Raw genomic sequence first — 15,978 nt, 5'->3', positions numbered from 1 at the left:
TGACGGTCTACCGCAGATGACTGCCGAGTACTGCGGCTTCTGGCCTCACACTCCCCGTAAAGCATGGACGGGGACCTTCGGGAATGGCTGACTCCGCATGGTCATCTGCGATAACGATCTCGATTTACCGTGCGAGCGATCACGCAGAGTACATCCGCACGATTCGGTTCCGATGTTCCTCAGCCCCCTACTCAATCTTGTGGTCAGTTGTAGAGGCTCAGTCTTCGTGACATCTTGATCTTGCGTGACCTGCGGGTTTCCGCACTGTCTCACTGATGTGGCGGCCCGCATGTCTCACGATCATGGCGGTTTCCTCACCTGCGGGGACTGATGGTCAGGATCGGTCGATCGACGGGGTGCTCATCGAGGATGTAGCGGATGTGCTCGCTCGTGGTTCCGCAGGCTGTGGCGACCTGCTTGGCGCTTGGATATGTGTCCTGAAGGAATGCCTGGTGGACGGTCGTGACGTCGAAAGCGTCGAGATCCCGTCCGGGCAGCGCAGCCAGTTGGCCCTGGGACAATCGGAAGGTGGGCTGCCGGGTCAGTGGCTCGTCGATGCCGTTCAGCAACGTCTGCCACCAATGAACCAACAGCCACTGTCAACGACACGTAATGAGAAGAGAACACCGCGTCAAGGCTCGACCGCGAGCTTCTCAGAGGTGTCTTCAATCCTCGACCGTCGCGAATCACCGAAGACGCGAACTCGCGACGGTCTGATTTTCCGGGCCGCCGCGCACCACTTCAACGGCCTGTCGGGAAGCCTGCTAAACCCGACCCCCACTCACCGACGATCGGAGTCCCTGGATCGGACTGCAAAGATCAGCCGAGCGTGAACGTCCTGGCGCGGATACGGCGCCGGCTGGGAGGGTGGACCTCATGATGGAGGACTTGCGGGACGCCGAGCGCCGACTCCAGGCCGCGCAGCTCGCTGGAGATGTCGAGGCGCTGGATCGGCTGCTGGATGATCGGCTGATCTTTACCTTCGGTGCGAACGTTGCGACCAAGGCGGACGACCTGGAGCTGCACCGCACTCGGACGCAGGTGCTGACGAGAGTGGCCGAGGAGGAGTTGACCGTGCTCGCCGATGGGCACACCGGGGTGACGTGGTTTCTCGGCACCGTCGAAGGGACCGTCTCCGGTACGCCGTTCGCGGCCAGGATGCGCTACACCCGTACTTGGCTATACGACGAGACACACGGCTGGCGAATCATCGCCGTGCACGCCAGCACGACCGATTGACATAGCCGACACGTTGTCCGACGACCGGCCAGCCGGATGGTCGCCGGCGAGGTTCGACCGCCCCCGGGGGGGGCGGGCCGACGCTGGAACGGGTACAGCCGGAATACGGCGGAAAGACACCGCGCCGGGGTGCTGGCCGTGCAGAACCTGAACTCTGTCCGATCTTCGGATCGCATCACCACAGGTCAACACCCTCACGCCGGTTCCTACGCTATTCCCATCCCGTGCGCCGCATGGCACCCCAACGCCGAAACCCCTGCCTCCGGCCCTGCCTTCGACCTGCGCCTGCAGGCGGGCGCGGCCCGTTTCTGCCGTATTCCGGCCGCACCCTTGGAAGGGGCAGTCGGGGGTTGTCTCGGGTGAAACTCCGCTTCAAGTTGTACTTCTACTAGTACAACTTCTAGTACAAGTTGGGTAGGATGGGTTCATGTCGAAGCCGCTCGAAGTGCGTCCCGTCAGTGAGGCGCGCGCCGACTTCGTGCCCATCGTCACCCGCATGGGCGCGGACGGACTGCATGCCTCTCCCGTGATCGTCGGTCGTCGCCGGGTGCCTGAGGCGGCCATCATCTCCTACGCCTTGTACGAGCTCCTGGCCGAGGAGATCGACGCCATCTTGTCGGCTCCGCAGATCCGGCAGCGCCTGGCCGCCACCGCGGCCGCCGGCGGGCCGACCCACACCACACTCGAGGGCCTGGCCGCAGCCGCGGGCATCAACCCGGACGATCTGGACGACGGTCCCGGCGCCCGGCGCTAGCCGTATAACCGGAGACCTGGCTACTCTGCCGGCCATGAATCGACAAGATCGGCAGGCTCCGGTCGCCTACGGCCCCGGCGTCATGGACGACCTCAAGGCATTGCCGAGCAACGAGCATCGTAAGAAAGCCATCCTGCTGATCCGCGACCTGGTACGTGGCGTCGAGCGCGGCGGTGCGCTCTCTGACCGCTCCGGACTCGATCTGCAGGACTGCCGCCGGTCCTATTTCGGCACCCCCGATGAACTACGGCGGCGCGGCCCCTCCTGGCGCGTCATCTACCAAGAGATCACTGCGCCCGACACCGGGCGAACGGTGATCCACATCGTGGCCATCGGCCCCCGGGCGGGCATGGTCGCCTACGAGAGCGCGGCCCAGCGCCTCGGACGGCTACCCGCCCCCGACCTGAGCAGAACTCATGGACGCTCTTATGCGGCCCAGCTGCGCTCCGCCATCGCACCAGCGCAAAATCCCAGCCCCGATGGCGGCTGGCGACAGGCCGGATCCCCAGTCTCCTCCCGCCGTGCGCCAGAGCCGCCCCGGCGGCGACGGGGGCGATAGCTGCCTTTTCCTCCACCGTGTAAAGGAGATGCTCATGTCCGCGTTACACCTGAGCCTGTCGGACGGCGGCCACCACTACGACTTCCGAGCCGAGGCTGACGAGTCCGGCGTATTACAGGTAGAGGTCACTGGATGCCAGGACGACGGCGAGCTGATCACGCAGATGCAGGGCACCGCTCCCGCTGCGGACCTGGCCGAGATCGGCCGACTGTTTTTGGCGGCCGCCGCGGCGACGCCGGCCGTGGCGCGGGTCGCTCCCACGGTGCAGGAGCGGCGTCTGAAGCACGCCAACTCCCACCAGCCCTGGACCTCGAAGGAGGAGGCGCGCCTGGCCGCTGAGGCCGCCGTCCCCGGCGTCACCCTCGCCCAGCTGGCGAAGTCCTTCGGCCGCAGCCGCAATGGCATCAAGGCGCGGATGGAGAAGCTGGGCATCGCACTTGGCCAGCCGGCTCCGCCGGTCGCCACGGACGATCTCGACCAGCAATCGAGCTGAGGCTTTCGAACCCTTGCGTGGTGGCTCGTCGGACGGGCCGCGGGGGAGGGGCGGTTCTGTCGCCGGTGCGTCATCGTCGACCGGCACACCTCCGGGCGCGGACAAGCAGAAGCTTCAGCACCGTCGCATCACGGTACCTTTCTTTCTAAGGTGACAACAATCAGTCAAAGCGGTCGTAATATGGCTTGCGATCGTGATCACAGGCGTCGCCGTACACCGGCTGGCGAGGGAACAGTGGGCCAAGGCGCAGACGGGCGGGCACCGGGTTTCCGCCTCGATGCCCCGGCGACATGAGAGGCACCGTGACGAGCACCGTTGACGATCGTGCGATCGGATTGCGCATCAAGGCGAGGCGGGAGCAGCGGGGGCTGACCCAGGGGCAGCTGGCGCAACCGGAGCTGTCGGACAGCTACGTCTCCCTGCTGGAGGCGGGCAAGCGTCGAGCCTCCTTCCCGGTGCTGGAGCTGATCGCCGCCAAGCTCGGCTGCTCGCTGCTGGAGCTCACGCACGGGATCTCACCGGAGCAGGTGAAGGAGATCGAATCCGCTCTGGCCGCCGCGCGGCTGATGTTGGAGGAGGGCAAGAGCACCGAGGCCCGACGTTGCTATGCCCGGATGCTGGAGGACCCGGTCCTGGCCGGTCTGCCGGATCAGCGCCGGGCTGCTGAGCTCGGATCTGCGCTGGCGGCTGAGGCCGACGGGGACTTGGACGTCGCGATCGCTATCTTGGTCCGGATGGTGCCGCCGGCTGCCTGGGGGCAGTTGGACGAGGACGACGTCAACGCTGCGGTGGCGTTGGCCCGCTGCTACATGCGGCACGGCGACTTTCGTCAGGCCGTACAGCTGGCTGAGAGCATCATGGATGGGCCTGAGCCGCCGCTGTGGAGCGAGCGATTCGTGGTGCTGACGGTCTATGTCGGCCGAGGAGATCTGTTGCGGGCCCGGCAGTGGTCCGGAGAGCTGCACCGGGCCGCGGCTCGGGTGGGGACGCCCCAGGCGATGATGACGGCCGGCTGGGCTCAGGCGGTCGTCGCGGTCGAAGCCGGCCGTGACGACGAGGCGGTGGCCATGGTCGACCAGGCGCTGGAGCTGTGCCCGGACTGGGCTGAGGTACCGGTGCGGGCACGCGCTGTCTTGACTCAGGCCGAGGTGCTTTTGGCTGTGCAGCCCTCACGTGCGGAGCAGTGCCGTACCCAACTGCTGATCATGCAGGAGGAGTTGCGCTGGTTCGACGCTCCGGTCGAGCAGGCTGAGCTCACTTACCTGTTGGCCCGCGCCGAGTTACTGTGCGGCCGGCCGGAGGAAGCGGCAGAGCAACTGAGCACTGTCTCGGCCCGGATCGAGGTTCTGCCACGGCTTCTGCAGCTAGGTCATCATTTGCTGGCCGGGCAGGTGATGGCTGCGTTGGACCGGCCGGGGGAGGCCAGGCTCGCGATCGAGCAGGCCCGGGAGCGGTTGCTTGGAGAGCCCGCTACCCGGCGCATCGCCCACGGCTGGACGGTTGTCGCTCAGTTGCTGGAGCAGCTTGGCCGGCACGCCGACAGTGTGGACGCCCACCGGCGGGCGTTGAGCTGCACGGGCCTATAAGAACGAGCGTTCCGCGGCGCGGTGTCGGCAAGATCCTCGCTGCGGGCAATCGTGGCGCTGGGGCAGGATCGACATCGCCGGTATGGACGTGGACGATGAAATGCCGCTTGGCCGTACCGGGCCGGCTCGGTCCCGAAGCGCTGCCCGTGGACGCGGCGGTCCGCCGCGCCGAGGTTTTCACTGCGGCCGATGCGGAGCAGGCAGGGACGGGCGATGTTCCTGTTTCGGCCGCACTTGTCAAACGTGCGGAGAAGTCGTCCCCTTGAGCGCAGCCACCTCCTGGCGAAACTGCGTGACGACCCTCGTATTCGGATAGCAGCGTGCCAGCGTGCCCCCGAGACTGGAACTACGGGCCACGATCGCTGAGGCGTATCGCGGAGTGGAGATCGCCTCCAGACCGTGAGCGACAGCCTCCTCCACATCGCCCAACCGGGCGCAGGCCATGCCCAGATCCAGCGCGGTGATCGCCTGCCGGGTCGGGGAAATCCGCAGGTCTTGCGTGTAGATCTCCATCGCCTGCGATGCGAACACGCGGGCCTGCTCGTTCTTCCCCAGCCACAGGCTGGAGGTCGCGGCCACTGACCAGACCCGTACCGCATCGGCGCTCCACAGGCCCGGTGCATGCGGCGCATGTCGCTCGGCCTGGCCGCGCAGCAGTTCGAGCGCCTCTGAAGCCGGAGCCGTATGTCCGAGCCGGGCGTGGGCCCGAGCCAATTGCCCAGTCAGGCGCGTCTGCGCGGCGCTTCCGGCCGGTGCGAGCGCGCTGCCCTGCTGGGCGGCGTGCAGCGCCTGGTCGGGTTGCTCGTCGTACAACCAGGTCGTGGCCTCAACGTCCCATGCCCATGCCGCCGCCTCGGGGTGGTCGGCTTCGTCGGCGTGGTGGCGGGCATCGGCCGCGTAGGCGAGTGCGGCCCGTACCTGCCCGCGGTCATGAGCGGCCCAGGCCAGCACCAGCGACAGCCACGCTGCCGCGACATACAGTTCTCGGCGCTGCTTGAGCGTCATACGGAGCCGGAGCAGTTCGGCGATGCGGTGGCGGTCACCGAGGGCGGTCTGCCACAGCTCCTCTGCGCTGTAGCGCGCATAGTGGCGCCCGTAGTCATCGATGACCTGGTGCAGGTGGGTCAGAGTGCTCGGCCCCAGATCGGTCTCCTAGCTGCGGCGGGTCAACTCGCGCGCCTCGTGTTCAGCGTTCGTCGGCAGTCCGGGAGCGATGAGGGCGGCGGCCCCCAGCCGCAGAGCCTCACGGCGGTTCGTACGATCACCTCCCAGGGAGCGTGGTGTGTAGTCGGTGGCGAAGCCAAGCTGAACCGGCCCGGTTTTGAACAGCCGAGCCAGCCGGTCTTGGTAGTCGGCATCGGGGTGATTTCCGTTCTCCCAGCGACGCCACGCCCGCTCGTCGGCTCCTCGCTCAGGTAGCCCGGCGGTCTCGGCGAGCGCGAAGAGCCGGGTGACGGCTTCAGGGACGCTCCATCCCCGGGCAAGCCGGGTGCTCTTGAGAAGGCTGTGCTCACAGCAGGCGTGGATCTTCCTGGCGATGTCGTGCAGGACCGGCGACGGCACCTGCTCGCCGTGCTCGGCCACGGCGCGAGCGCGAAGCTCGCCAGCATGCGATTCGTGAGGTTTCAGCACTAGATCTCCCCGCCAGGACGTACAGGAGTCGTCGCACCACCCTTCCTCGGCTGGCCGCACCGGGCAAGGGCACACCGTGCCCTTGCCCGGGACCGTAGATGCCCCTGTCGCGGGCGTCAATCGCCACTGGCGGCGGCATTTGGTTACAGCGCACAGTCAAGCGCAGACTCCTCGTCAACGTCCCCTGGAGGTAGACGTGACCGTATTTCCCGCCCCCGTGGCCTACCCTGACCCGGGCGCGATCTTCGACACTACCGCCGACGCCTACGTCCGGTTTCGGCCCGAGCACCCTGCCTTCCTCATTGACCACGTCGCGCAGGCCGCCCGCGCCTGCGGCGCCACCGCGCCGGTCCTGGACCTGGGGTGCGGTCCTGGAGTCATCACCCGCCGCTTGGCCGAGCAGGGCCTGTCCATGATCGCCATCGACCCCAACGAGGAGATGCTGGCGGCCGGCCGCCAGCTCGGCGCCCACCTCGACGGCATCGACTGGCGGTGCGGCGACTCGACCACTCTGCTGGACCTGCCGCGAGTGCGGGGCGCCGTGATCGGTGACGCCTTCCATTACATGGACCGCAACCAGGTCTTGCAGGACCTCGACGACATCATCCTGCCCGGTGGGTTCGTCGCCGTGGTGGTCAGCCACGCGCTCGGCACGCCGAAGGCGTGGTGGGAGCCGATCCTCGACCACATCCGCGACCAGTTCCTGGGCACTCACCGAGCCGCCGGGGCGGGTGTGCCCTTCCAGTACCTTTTCGAAGACCACGAGACAGTGATGCGCCGCAGTGCTTTCTCCTGGATCCGGATGCTGCGCGTCGACTACCGCCTCGACCTCACCATCGACGAGCTGATCGGCCTGCAGTACACCTACGCCTTCTCCTCACCGGCGGTGCTCGGCGCACAGCGGGAGGACTATGAGGATGCGCTGCGCCAGGCGCTGCGGGCGGTGCAGCCCTCCGAACGCTTCACGGTGACCCTGCAGGCCGCCGTGATCATCGGTCACCGATCGTCGTGAACCATGCGCCGCTACCCGCGGCCGATCCGGTGCAGTGACCAGCAGGCATCGTGCCAGCGGGGCTCATCCAGCGCGCCGCGGGCATCGATCACCACCCGCTGGGCCGCGACGGCGCCGACCGCCGCCGGGTCGATGGCGTGGAACTCCGGCCAGGCCGTCACAACCACCAGCGCGTCGGCGTCGGCCGCAGCGGCCAACGCGTCGCCGGCGTAGCCAAACTCGGGGTGGACGGCGCGGGCGTTGTCCATCGCCATCGGGTCGTAGACGGTGACCGACGCGCCCTGGGCGTGCAGGCGGGCAGCGACGTCCAGGGCGGGGGAGTCACGGACGTCATCGGTGCCGATCTTGAACGCGGCCCCCCACAGGGCCACGCGCTTGCCGGCCAGGTTTCCGCCGCATGCCTTGCGGGTGGCCTCCACGACGCGCTGGCGGCGGCCGGTGTTGATCTGGTCGACGGCGGTCAGCAGGCCCACCGCGGAGTCCGCGCCAAGCTGATCTGCGCGGGCCGCGAACGCCTGGGTGTCCTTCGGCAGGCATCCTCCGCCGTATCCGATCCCGGCCTGCAGGAACGCCGGGCCGATACGCGGGTCCAGGCCGACGGCGTCGGCGAGCTGCGCGACGTCGGCGCCCGCCGCCTCGCGCAGGTCCGCCATCGCGTTGATGAAGGAGATCTTCGTCGCCAGGAACGCGTTGGCGGCACCTTTGACCAGCTCGCACGTGGCCGGATCGGTGAAGATCAGCGGTACTCCGGCGTCGGTGATCGGCCGGTACGCCTCACGGATCTTCTCCTCGGCCTCGACGGAGGTCACTCCGACGACGATTCGGTCCGGGCGCAGCGTGTCGGCCACCGCGTGGCCCTCCCGCAGGAACTCGGGGTTCCACGCGACCTCGACCGCCTTCCCGGCCGGGGCAAGGTCGTGCACCAGCTCCCGCGCGGCCGCCGTGGTGCCGACCGACACGGTCGACTTGCCGACGATCAGACATGGACGGTGCAGGTGCGGTGCGAGCGCTGATACCGCCGCCCACACCTGCGACAGGTCGTAGTCGTCACGATCGGCCATGCCGGGCGTGGCGACCCCGAGGAAGTGCATCTCGCCGAACTCGCCGGCCTCGGCGAAGTCGGTTGTGAAGCGGAGCCTGCCGCTGGCCACATGCCGAGCGAGCATCTCGTCCAGCTCCGGTTCGTGAAACCAGGCCCGCCCCGACCGCAAGGTGGCGATCTTGCTGGGGTCGATGTCCACGCCGATCACCTCGTGGCCGATCTCCGCCATCGAGGCCGCATGCGTCGCACCCAGATGGCCGCACCCGATCACCGTCATTCGCACGTCGTTCAGTCCTTCCCTACGGAGGTCCAGCATGAAAATCAGCATCGTCGGCTGTGGACGCCTCGGCGCCCCGTATGCGGCCGGAATGGCTCGCATGGGACACCAGGTCCTCGGTCTCGATACCGACCCGGCGACGGTTGGCACCATCACGGCCGGAATCGCCCCCTTCGACGAGCCCGGCTTGGCTGAGGCTATCGCCAGCCACGGCTCGCCCGGGGAACTTCGCTTCACCGGCTCCTACGACGACGCCATAACGTTCGCCGACCTGCACATCCTGTGCATCGGCACCCCCCAGCAGGACGGAGCCCTCGCCGCGGACCTCACCGACCTCGAAGGCGCGGTCATCGAGCTGGCGACCCGCCTGCGTCGCGACGCACTGATCGTGGTGAAATCCTCGGTGCCCGCCGGCACCACGGCGCGCCTGGCCCGGCTCGCTCGATCGGTGGCCCCCGCCCACGTGAGCGTGACGATGGCCTACTCCCCGGACTTCCTGCGTGAGTCCACCTCGCTGGCCGACGTCGCCCGCCCCTCACGGATCATGCTCGGCCTGGCTGCGGGCGACGAGCACGCCGAGGCAACGCTGCGCCAGGCGTGGGCACCGCAACTGGCCGCCGGTACTCCGATGGTCGTCACCGACCTCGTCACGGCCGAGATGTGCAAGACCGCAGCCAACGCCTTCCTCGCGACGAAGATCTCCTTCATCAACGCGATGAGCGCGCTGTGCGAGGTCTCCAGCGGCGACGTCACCGCGCTCGCGCGCACGATGGCGCTCGACCCCCGCATCGGCCCGGACTTCCTCGACGCCGGGCTCGGCTGGGGCGGCAGCTGCCTGCCCAAAGACCTGCGCAGCCTCATCGCTCAAGGCCGAGACCACGGCGTCGGTGCCGATCTGGAGGTGCTGGCCCAGGTCGACGCGGTCAACCGGCGCCGCCAGCGCCGCGTCGTGGACCTGGCCCGCACCGTCTGTGGAGGCGCCCTGGCCGGCCGCCGCATCGGCATCTGGGGGCTGTCGTTCAAGCCCGGCGTCGACGACCTGCGCGACTCTCCCGCCATGGCCGTGGCCATAGCCGTCCAGGCTGAAGGAGGCGTGGTCACCGCCCACGACCCCGCGGCGATAGGCATCGCTCAGGCCCTGTACCCGCAGTTGCGCTACGTGGCCGAGCCCGCCGAGGCCGTGGAGCGGGCGGAGGTGCTGCTGCACCTGACGGCGTGGCCGATCTACCGCACCATCAATCCGACCACGCTGACCGGTCTGGCCACCGTCCCAGTTGTGATCGACGGCCGCAACGCCCTGAACCCGGCCCGCTGGTCCGGTGCGGGACGGACCTACCAGGCGCTGGGGCGAGCCCTCCGAACAACAGACCGGGATACCGTGGGCGTGCGATAGCCACACATGCGAAAGGCCTGCCCATCTCATCACGATGTGGGCCGGCCTTTCGCGGGTCAAGCGTGTATCTGGTGACACCAGCCATGCCTGACACCCCGGGAGACGATGACGCGCGAAGGTGGCGACCACCTCGGCGAACCCCTCCGGAGCAACGATCCGCACGCCCAGACTCTCGACCCTGGCCCGCTTAGAGCCTGTGTACTCGCCTGTCACCGGCAGGGCGGTCTTGGCCGAGACCGTCGAGGACGCCGTCGTATTCCGGTGGCACCCCTTGCTATGCAGTCCCGTCAGGTTTTTCCTCCTGGCCGGACCGGCCGGCGCCTCGGTGTGTTCGGCGAGCACCTGGCGGGCGGTCTCCTGGGCGGTGGCCGGCGCGGCGCTCATCGCCGCGGCCGCGTCCTGGGCCTGCTGCAGAGCCTTGTCCCGGGCCTCGAGCGTGGCGCGCCACCGTGGCGGCGGCGCGGGACGATCGCGCTCGTCCTGGGCCTCCCGCAGTGATCGGTGTTCACCGGCGAGCTCCACGCGCAGTCCCTTCGCGATCCGCTCGCCGTCGGCGCGCACCTGGGCAAGCCCACAAGGAGGCGTTCACGAAACCACCGTGGGCCATCGCCCGCATCGAAGCCGTGCTGACCGACAACGCCTGGAGCTACCGCAAAGCCACCCTCTGGCACCAAGCCCTGGCCGACCTCGGCGCGAGCGGCAAACGCACCCGCCCCTACCGGCCACAGACCAACGGCAAAATCGAACGCTTCAACCGCACCCTGCTCGACGAGTGGGCCTACGTGCGCCCCCACGCCAGCAACGACGAACGCACCCAAGCGCTACGCGACTTCCTGCACGCCTACAACTACCATCGCTGCCACACCGCGCTCGGAGGCCAGCCCCCGATCACCCGCGTCAACAACCCTGCGGGTCAATACACCCAGAGGCGTCCAGCGGCACCGCTGGCCGGAATGAAGGAAGGGTCTTGTATGTGACAGGGAATGGGCGCTTCCTTGTCATATCGTTATGGTGCGCGGCGGACGCTCAATTGTCGTCGCTTTGCCCGTCCTCCTTACCCGAGCTTTGGTTTGCTTGCGGCCGATTAAGCCCTCACCGTACGAGGCCGGACTGGTAGGCGATGACGACGAGTTGCGCGCGGTCGCGGGCGCCGAGTTTCACCATGGCCCGGCCCACGTGGGTTCGGACGGTGGCGGGACTGACCACCAAGTGGGCCGCGATCTCATCGTTGGACAGGCCCTCGCTGACCAGCCCGACAATCTCGCGTTCCCGCTCGGTAAGCTCACTCAGTCGCCGGTGAGGGACCACCGGGACGCGGCGGTGGGCGAACTCGCCGATCACCCGCCGCGTCACCGAGGGCGACAACAGGGAGCCGCCCTCGGCCACCACGCGAATCGCCCGCAAGACTTCGTCCGGCTCGGCGTCCTTGACCAGGAAGCCGCTGGCTCCGTCGCGCAGCGCGGTGAAGATGTACTCGTCGATCTGGAACGTGGTGAGCATGACCACACGCGTCGTGGTCAGCACAGGGTCGGCGACAATGTCCCGGAGCGCCGCCAAGCCATCGATGCCGGGCATCTGAATATCCATGAGTACCACGTCGGGACGGAGCCGCCGGGCAAGTTCGAGAGTCTCCTTCCCGTCGGTGGCCTCCCCTACCACCTCTACATCATCCTCGGTCTCGATCAGCACACGCAGGCCGATCCGGATCAGCGCCTGATCATCGGCGATCAGTACGCGGATCAATGCTCCGTGCCCTTCGGCTCTCGGTCTCCGTGCCTTCCCGGCAAGGCGGCCGCTGGTGGCTGTGTGCGTGGAGCGGGTGTCCCGGTCCGTGGCAGCCGAGCGTGTACGGCGAACCCGCCCTCAGCTCGCGGGCCTGCTGCCAGCGTGCCGTGGAGTGCCGTTACCCGTTCGCGCATGCCGGCGATCCCGTTGCCAGGGGCCGCCCCGGCTTGCCCGGTGCCGTCGTCGGTCACCTCCACGATCACCTCGGTGGGGCCATAGTCGATCATCACGGTGGCCGTGGCCGCGTTCGCGTGCCGTACCACGTTGGTGAGAGCCTCCTGTACGGTCCGGTAAACGATGTGTCCCATCGCGGTGGACAGCTCGGTCGGATTGCCGTGGACGGTCAGGCTGACCAACTGGCCCGCGGTCCTGATCGACTCTACGAGGCCCTCAATGCGCTCCGGGCCAGGGCGGGACTGGCGGTCCTTGAGGATGTCGAGCGCCGTCCGGAGTTCGTCCAAGGCCTCCTTGCTGGTCGCGCGGATCGCCTCCAGCGCTTCGAGCGCCTGTTCGGGGCGGCGGTGAGCGACATGGAGGGCGACGCCGGCGCGCATGCTGATCACGCTCAAGCTATGCCCCACTACGTCGTGGACCTCGCGGGCGACGGCCAGCCGCTCGTCCTGGACGCGCCGCAGCCGCCGCTCCTCGTCGGCTCTGGCCGCACTCGCTCGCCGGTCGCGTTCCAGGCGGAGCATCGCGCCCGCGACGAAGGGCAGCAGCGACGAGGCATACCAGATGATCCAGGCGCCGACATCGTCGGCGACCCACATCTGGCCCCAGCCGATCATGTCGGCCGCCAGGAGTACGGTTCCGGAGACGCCGACTGCTGCCAGGCCGTGACGCAGGCCGTACCGGATTACGACAGAGGCCAGGGCGATGTACAACCCCAGGAAGATCGGCCCGTACGCATAGTGGCGGGCCAGCATCGCCGCACAGCAGGCAAGCGTGACGCCGAGGAGGCCGGACGGGGAGTGCGAGCGGGTGGCGAGAGCCAGCCCGGCGACGACCAGCAGGACGTAGGCCAGCACATCGAGTGCGCGGAAGGGCGGAACCCGGGTCTGGGAGGCCACCTCGGTCCCGAAGACGAACAGCGGCACTGCGACCGCCGCCGCCACGCAGTCCCACACCTGGGCCCGGGAAACTCTCATACCGGCCAGCCTATGAAGCAGACGATGCGATCGTCATCAGCGCATGGACGTACCCGGCTACGGCGGATGCCGTAGGGCGCCAAGCCGTTGCCTGGCTGACGACAGCGACGGCCGGGCGGCCGCATGCTGGCGTCCATGTCCCATGACAATCTCCGCCGACGCTTCCTGCGGCAGCCCCGACTACGCAAAGCCGTGCTGGTCGTCCACGTCGCCGTCTCTGTCGGCTGGCTCGGCATCGCCGCCGTCATGATCATCCTGGGAATCGTGCTGCGGCACACCCAGGATCCGGCCATCACCCGGGGCGGCTACCAGATGATGGCCGTGCTCGACGACGGGATCGTCATCCCGGTCGCGCTGCTCACCTTGACCAGCGGCATCGTCAGCGGGCTGTCCAGCAACTGGGGTGTGCTGAAGTACTACTGGATCCTTGCCAAGCTCGGTCTGGTCCTGCTGGCCATGGCCAATGGCTTCTTCTTCCTGCACACGTGGACCGGCCAGGCCCTCGCCCACGCCGCGGACGCTCACCCCGTCCGCGGACTGCTCATCGTGGGGAACCTCGCCGCCTTCGCGCTGCTGGCCGCGGCGACCGTCCTATCGATTTACAAACCATGGGGGAGAACGCCACGCGGCCGCCGGCAGACTGTTCACCGCCAGCAACGCAAGGCCCCCTGCAGCCGGCAGCGCCTCTCCGGAGGAACACGTTGACCCGCGCCGTACAGTTTGCCGCCCTGGCCGCGACCGGACTGCTCATGGGCATCCTGGCCGGTGGCGTGCTCACCGCCCAGGCCATGGCCGGCCAGCCTGCCAACGTTTACGCCGCGGTGGCCCGGCCAACCCACCTGACATTCGCGTTCCCGATGATGGCCATCATGCTGGTGGCCGTCGTCGCCACCGCAGCATTGCTCATAACACAGCGACAGCCCATCATCGCGATCGCCTTTCTGCTCCTGCTCGTCGCCGTTGCTACGACACTTGTCGTCAACGTTCCCCTCAATGGCCAGATGATCAGCGAGTGGCCGGCACACGGCATCCCGCCAGACTGGACCCAGATCCGGGACAGATGGAACGCCTGGCATCTGTTCCGAACCGCCGTGAGCATCGTCGCCTTCGGCAGCCTGGTCACGGCAACGCTCCTCCGGCCGAGTGGGAACGTCGTCGACGGCGTACCGCTGGCAGACCAGGTAAAAGACGAGCCAGGGTGAGGACTGGTGGGAGCCAGGCGCAAACCGCCAGGCTCGCCATCAGAGTAGGAATTACCTGCGTGATTTGCGGCGCAGGACACTAATGCCGCAGCAGGCAACGTTCGCCCTGTTGTGATGTGATGCGCCGCCCAGACTCTGTCGCGCGCGGCGCGCGGCCGTCATGCTGTGCGGGTGGCAGAGCTCATACGGGCCGAGTGGAGTTGGCCCGGTTTGGTGGACACCTGATCTCTGAGGAACCCTGGTTCCCGGAAGAAGGAGTTCACTGTGCCGAACAACTATCCGCCGGAGTTTCGCCGGCAGATGGTGGAGCTGGTGCGCGCGGGACGGTCGCCGGAGGAACTGGCCAAGGAGTTCCAGCCCTCCGCGCAGTCGATCCGTGTCTGGGTGCGCCAGGCCGACCTGGATGACGGCCGTCGCCAAGACGGGCTGACCAGCGCCGAGAGGGACGAGCTGGCCCGGCTGCGTCGTGAGAACAAGATTCTCCGCGAGGAGAAGGAGATCTTGCGCAAGGCCGCGGCTTTCTTCGCGCGGGAGACGGATCTGCCGAGATGAAGTTCCGGCTGATCCATGCGGAGAAGGACCACCACGAGGTCTCCCTGCTGGCCCGGGTGCTGGGTGTGTCGCGCCAGGGCTACTACGCCTGGGCGGCTCGCCAGGGGCGCGGCCCGTCGACTCGAGCGCGCCGCGACGCCGAGCTGACCGCCAGGATCCGCGAACATCACCAGGCCTCCGAGGAGATCTATGGGGCGCCGCGCATCCACGCCGACCTGCGCGAGATCGACGGCATTCGCGTCGGCCGCAAACGCGTGGCCCGGCTCATGCGCCGAGCCGGGCTGGCCGGGGTGAGCAGGCGTAAGGGCTGCCGGACGACGATCGCAGACCGGCAGGCGGTCGCCGCGTCCGACCTGGTCAAGCGGAAGTTCAGCGCGGTCGAGCCGAACCGGATCTGGACCGCCGACATCACCTACGTGCCGACCTGGCAAGGCTTCCTCTACCTCGCGGTCGTCCTGGACGTCTTCTCCCGCCGCATCGTCGGCTGGGCGATGGCCGACCACATGCGCACCGAGCTGGTGACCGACGTGCTGGCGATGGCCATCCATCAGCGCCGTCCCAGCGTCGGGGTGATCCATCACAGTGACAAGGGCAGCCAATACACCTCGATCGCCTTCGGCCGGCGCTGCGAACAGGCCGGCGTCCGCCCGTCGACGGGCCGGACCGGGACATGCTTCGACAACGCGATCACCGAGAGCTTCTTTGCGTCCCTGGAGTGCGAGCTGATTGACTGGCGCACCTTCCGGACCAGGTCAGAGGCCGAACGGGCGGTGTTCGGCTACATCGAGGGGTTCTACAACCGGCGCCGCCGTCACTCCGCCAACGGCCAGCTCAGCCCTGCCGAGTACGAGCACCGGCAGACGCTCAAGAACACCCAAGAAGGCGACTATGCTGCCGCGTAGTCGCAAGCCCTGATGTGTCCATCAAACCGGGGCAACTCCAGGTGATGCGTTGACCCATTGAGGGCGCCAAGGTTATCCCGCAACCAGTTCTGTCCAGGACTCCCGGCGTCCGAGGCGGGCGTCGTTGCGGGCATGAGGAGCATCGGCGCTGAAGCTCCGCGCCGAGTGCCACCATGTGCAGCACAGAGCGGGACAGCCGATCCAGGCGGGTGACCTTCACCATGTCACCCGTACGCAGCAACTGCAGGACGAGATCGAGCAGCCACTTCCAGGCCGGAGTCCGCGCGCACGGACTCGGCTGGCTGGACTGACACCATGACCGAACCCAGCGTGTGCGACCGACGCTGATCGTTGACGCCCGGGTCTCCGCAGTAGCCGGAGACCCGGGCGTCAACGATGACC

The 15,978-nt window shown here is 68.0% G+C and carries 16 protein-coding genes and 1 pseudogene; 11 read left to right on the top strand and 6 right to left on the bottom strand.

Features of this window, described 5'->3' with window-relative positions:
• Positions 1 to 314: 314 nt before the first annotated feature.
• Positions 315 to 569 carry a hypothetical protein gene (locus tag ACWDS7_RS24045; RefSeq protein WP_451931098.1) on the bottom strand — a complete coding sequence of 85 codons (255 nt, stop codon included), beginning with the start codon at positions 567 to 569 and terminating at the stop codon, positions 315 to 317.
• A gap of 307 nt (positions 570 to 876) precedes the next feature.
• On the opposite strand from ACWDS7_RS24045, the gene ACWDS7_RS24040 reads away from it, so the two are divergent.
• The 5 genes from ACWDS7_RS24040 (at position 877) to ACWDS7_RS24020 (ending at position 4,631) form a co-directional block, all read left to right on the top strand.
• Complete coding sequence (locus tag ACWDS7_RS24040) at positions 877 to 1,239, top strand: nuclear transport factor 2 family protein (RefSeq protein WP_451931097.1); 363 nt, start codon at positions 877 to 879, stop codon at positions 1,237 to 1,239.
• A gap of 427 nt (positions 1,240 to 1,666) precedes the next feature.
• Positions 1,667 to 1,993: a type II toxin-antitoxin system Phd/YefM family antitoxin gene (locus ACWDS7_RS24035; RefSeq protein WP_451931096.1), complete on the top strand. Its 327-nt coding sequence runs from the start codon at positions 1,667 to 1,669 to the stop codon at positions 1,991 to 1,993.
• 34 nt (positions 1,994 to 2,027) lie between these two features.
• Positions 2,028 to 2,552 (top strand): hypothetical protein, encoded by a 525-nt coding sequence (locus tag ACWDS7_RS24030; RefSeq protein WP_451931095.1) that lies wholly within the window; start codon positions 2,028 to 2,030, stop codon positions 2,550 to 2,552.
• A gap of 34 nt (positions 2,553 to 2,586) precedes the next feature.
• Positions 2,587 to 3,045 carry a hypothetical protein gene (locus ACWDS7_RS24025; RefSeq protein WP_451931094.1) on the top strand — a complete coding sequence of 153 codons (459 nt, stop codon included), beginning with the start codon at positions 2,587 to 2,589 and terminating at the stop codon, positions 3,043 to 3,045.
• Between the two features lie 302 nt (positions 3,046 to 3,347).
• Positions 3,348 to 4,631, top strand: coding sequence for a helix-turn-helix domain-containing protein (locus tag ACWDS7_RS24020; protein WP_451931093.1), 1,284 nt, complete (start codon positions 3,348 to 3,350; stop codon positions 4,629 to 4,631).
• A 237-nt stretch (positions 4,632 to 4,868) separates the two neighbouring features.
• Here the strand turns inward: ACWDS7_RS24020 and ACWDS7_RS24015 are convergent, their stop codons facing one another.
• Both ACWDS7_RS24015 and ACWDS7_RS24010 read right to left on the bottom strand, forming a co-directional pair.
• Positions 4,869 to 5,636: a hypothetical protein gene (locus ACWDS7_RS24015; protein WP_451931092.1), complete on the bottom strand. Its 768-nt coding sequence runs from the start codon at positions 5,634 to 5,636 to the stop codon at positions 4,869 to 4,871.
• Positions 5,637 to 5,783: 147 nt separating this feature from the next.
• A complete protein-coding gene (locus ACWDS7_RS24010; protein WP_451931091.1) occupies positions 5,784 to 6,263 on the bottom strand; it encodes a hypothetical protein in 480 nt (159 codons plus the stop codon).
• 196 nt (positions 6,264 to 6,459) lie between these two features.
• Here ACWDS7_RS24010 and ACWDS7_RS24005 point away from each other — a divergent pair, with 196 nt between their 5' ends.
• Complete coding sequence (locus ACWDS7_RS24005) at positions 6,460 to 7,275, top strand: class I SAM-dependent methyltransferase (RefSeq protein ID WP_451931090.1); 816 nt, start codon at positions 6,460 to 6,462, stop codon at positions 7,273 to 7,275.
• 11 nt (positions 7,276 to 7,286) lie between these two features.
• Here the strand turns inward: ACWDS7_RS24005 and ACWDS7_RS24000 are convergent, their stop codons facing one another.
• Positions 7,287 to 8,633: a UDP-glucose dehydrogenase family protein gene (locus tag ACWDS7_RS24000; RefSeq protein WP_451931089.1), complete on the bottom strand. Its 1,347-nt coding sequence runs from the start codon at positions 8,631 to 8,633 to the stop codon at positions 7,287 to 7,289.
• Between ACWDS7_RS24000 and ACWDS7_RS23995 the strand changes: the two genes are divergently transcribed.
• Together ACWDS7_RS23995 and ACWDS7_RS23990 are read left to right on the top strand one after the other, a co-directional pair.
• Entirely contained in the window at positions 8,632 to 9,987 is a 1,356-nt protein-coding gene (locus tag ACWDS7_RS23995) for a UDP-glucose dehydrogenase family protein (protein ID WP_451931088.1), read from the top strand. The genes ACWDS7_RS24000 and ACWDS7_RS23995 overlap by 2 nt on opposite strands.
• 614 nt (positions 9,988 to 10,601) lie before the next feature.
• Positions 10,602 to 10,964: pseudogene (locus ACWDS7_RS23990) on the top strand (integrase core domain-containing protein); the annotation flags it as partial.
• Between the two features lie 115 nt (positions 10,965 to 11,079).
• Here the strand turns inward: ACWDS7_RS23990 and ACWDS7_RS23985 are convergent.
• Positions 11,080 to 11,730: a response regulator gene (locus tag ACWDS7_RS23985; RefSeq protein WP_451931087.1), complete on the bottom strand. Its 651-nt coding sequence runs from the start codon at positions 11,728 to 11,730 to the stop codon at positions 11,080 to 11,082.
• Entirely contained in the window at positions 11,727 to 12,920 is a 1,194-nt protein-coding gene (locus ACWDS7_RS23980; RefSeq protein WP_451931086.1) for a sensor histidine kinase, read from the bottom strand. Before ACWDS7_RS23980 ends, ACWDS7_RS23985 begins: the two co-directional genes overlap by 4 nt.
• Positions 12,921 to 13,055: 135 nt before the next feature.
• Here ACWDS7_RS23980 and ACWDS7_RS23975 point away from each other — a divergent pair, with 135 nt between their 5' ends.
• The 3 genes from ACWDS7_RS23975 to ACWDS7_RS23965 all read left to right on the top strand — a co-directional run bounded on the left by ACWDS7_RS23975 (position 13,056) and on the right by ACWDS7_RS23965 (position 15,576).
• Positions 13,056 to 13,625 carry a hypothetical protein gene (locus ACWDS7_RS23975; RefSeq protein WP_451931085.1) on the top strand — a complete coding sequence of 190 codons (570 nt, stop codon included), beginning with the start codon at positions 13,056 to 13,058 and terminating at the stop codon, positions 13,623 to 13,625.
• Positions 13,622 to 14,122 carry an anthrone oxygenase family protein gene (locus tag ACWDS7_RS23970; protein ID WP_451931084.1) on the top strand — a complete coding sequence of 167 codons (501 nt, stop codon included), beginning with the start codon at positions 13,622 to 13,624 and terminating at the stop codon, positions 14,120 to 14,122. Before ACWDS7_RS23975 ends, ACWDS7_RS23970 begins: the two co-directional genes overlap by 4 nt.
• A gap of 300 nt (positions 14,123 to 14,422) precedes the next feature.
• Positions 14,423 to 15,576 (top strand): IS3 family transposase gene (locus ACWDS7_RS23965; RefSeq protein WP_451931100.1). Its coding sequence is split into 2 segments (ribosomal slippage): positions 14,423 to 14,621 and positions 14,621 to 15,576, totalling 1,155 coding nucleotides; the frame shifts between segments, so codons are not numbered across the junction.
• The last annotated feature ends 402 nt before the right edge of the window (positions 15,577 to 15,978 follow it).

This window comes from Streptosporangium sp. NPDC003464 (genome assembly GCF_053588315.1).
Note: the sequence above shows the minus strand (reverse complement) of the source record. Positions and strands in the feature narration are given on the sequence as shown.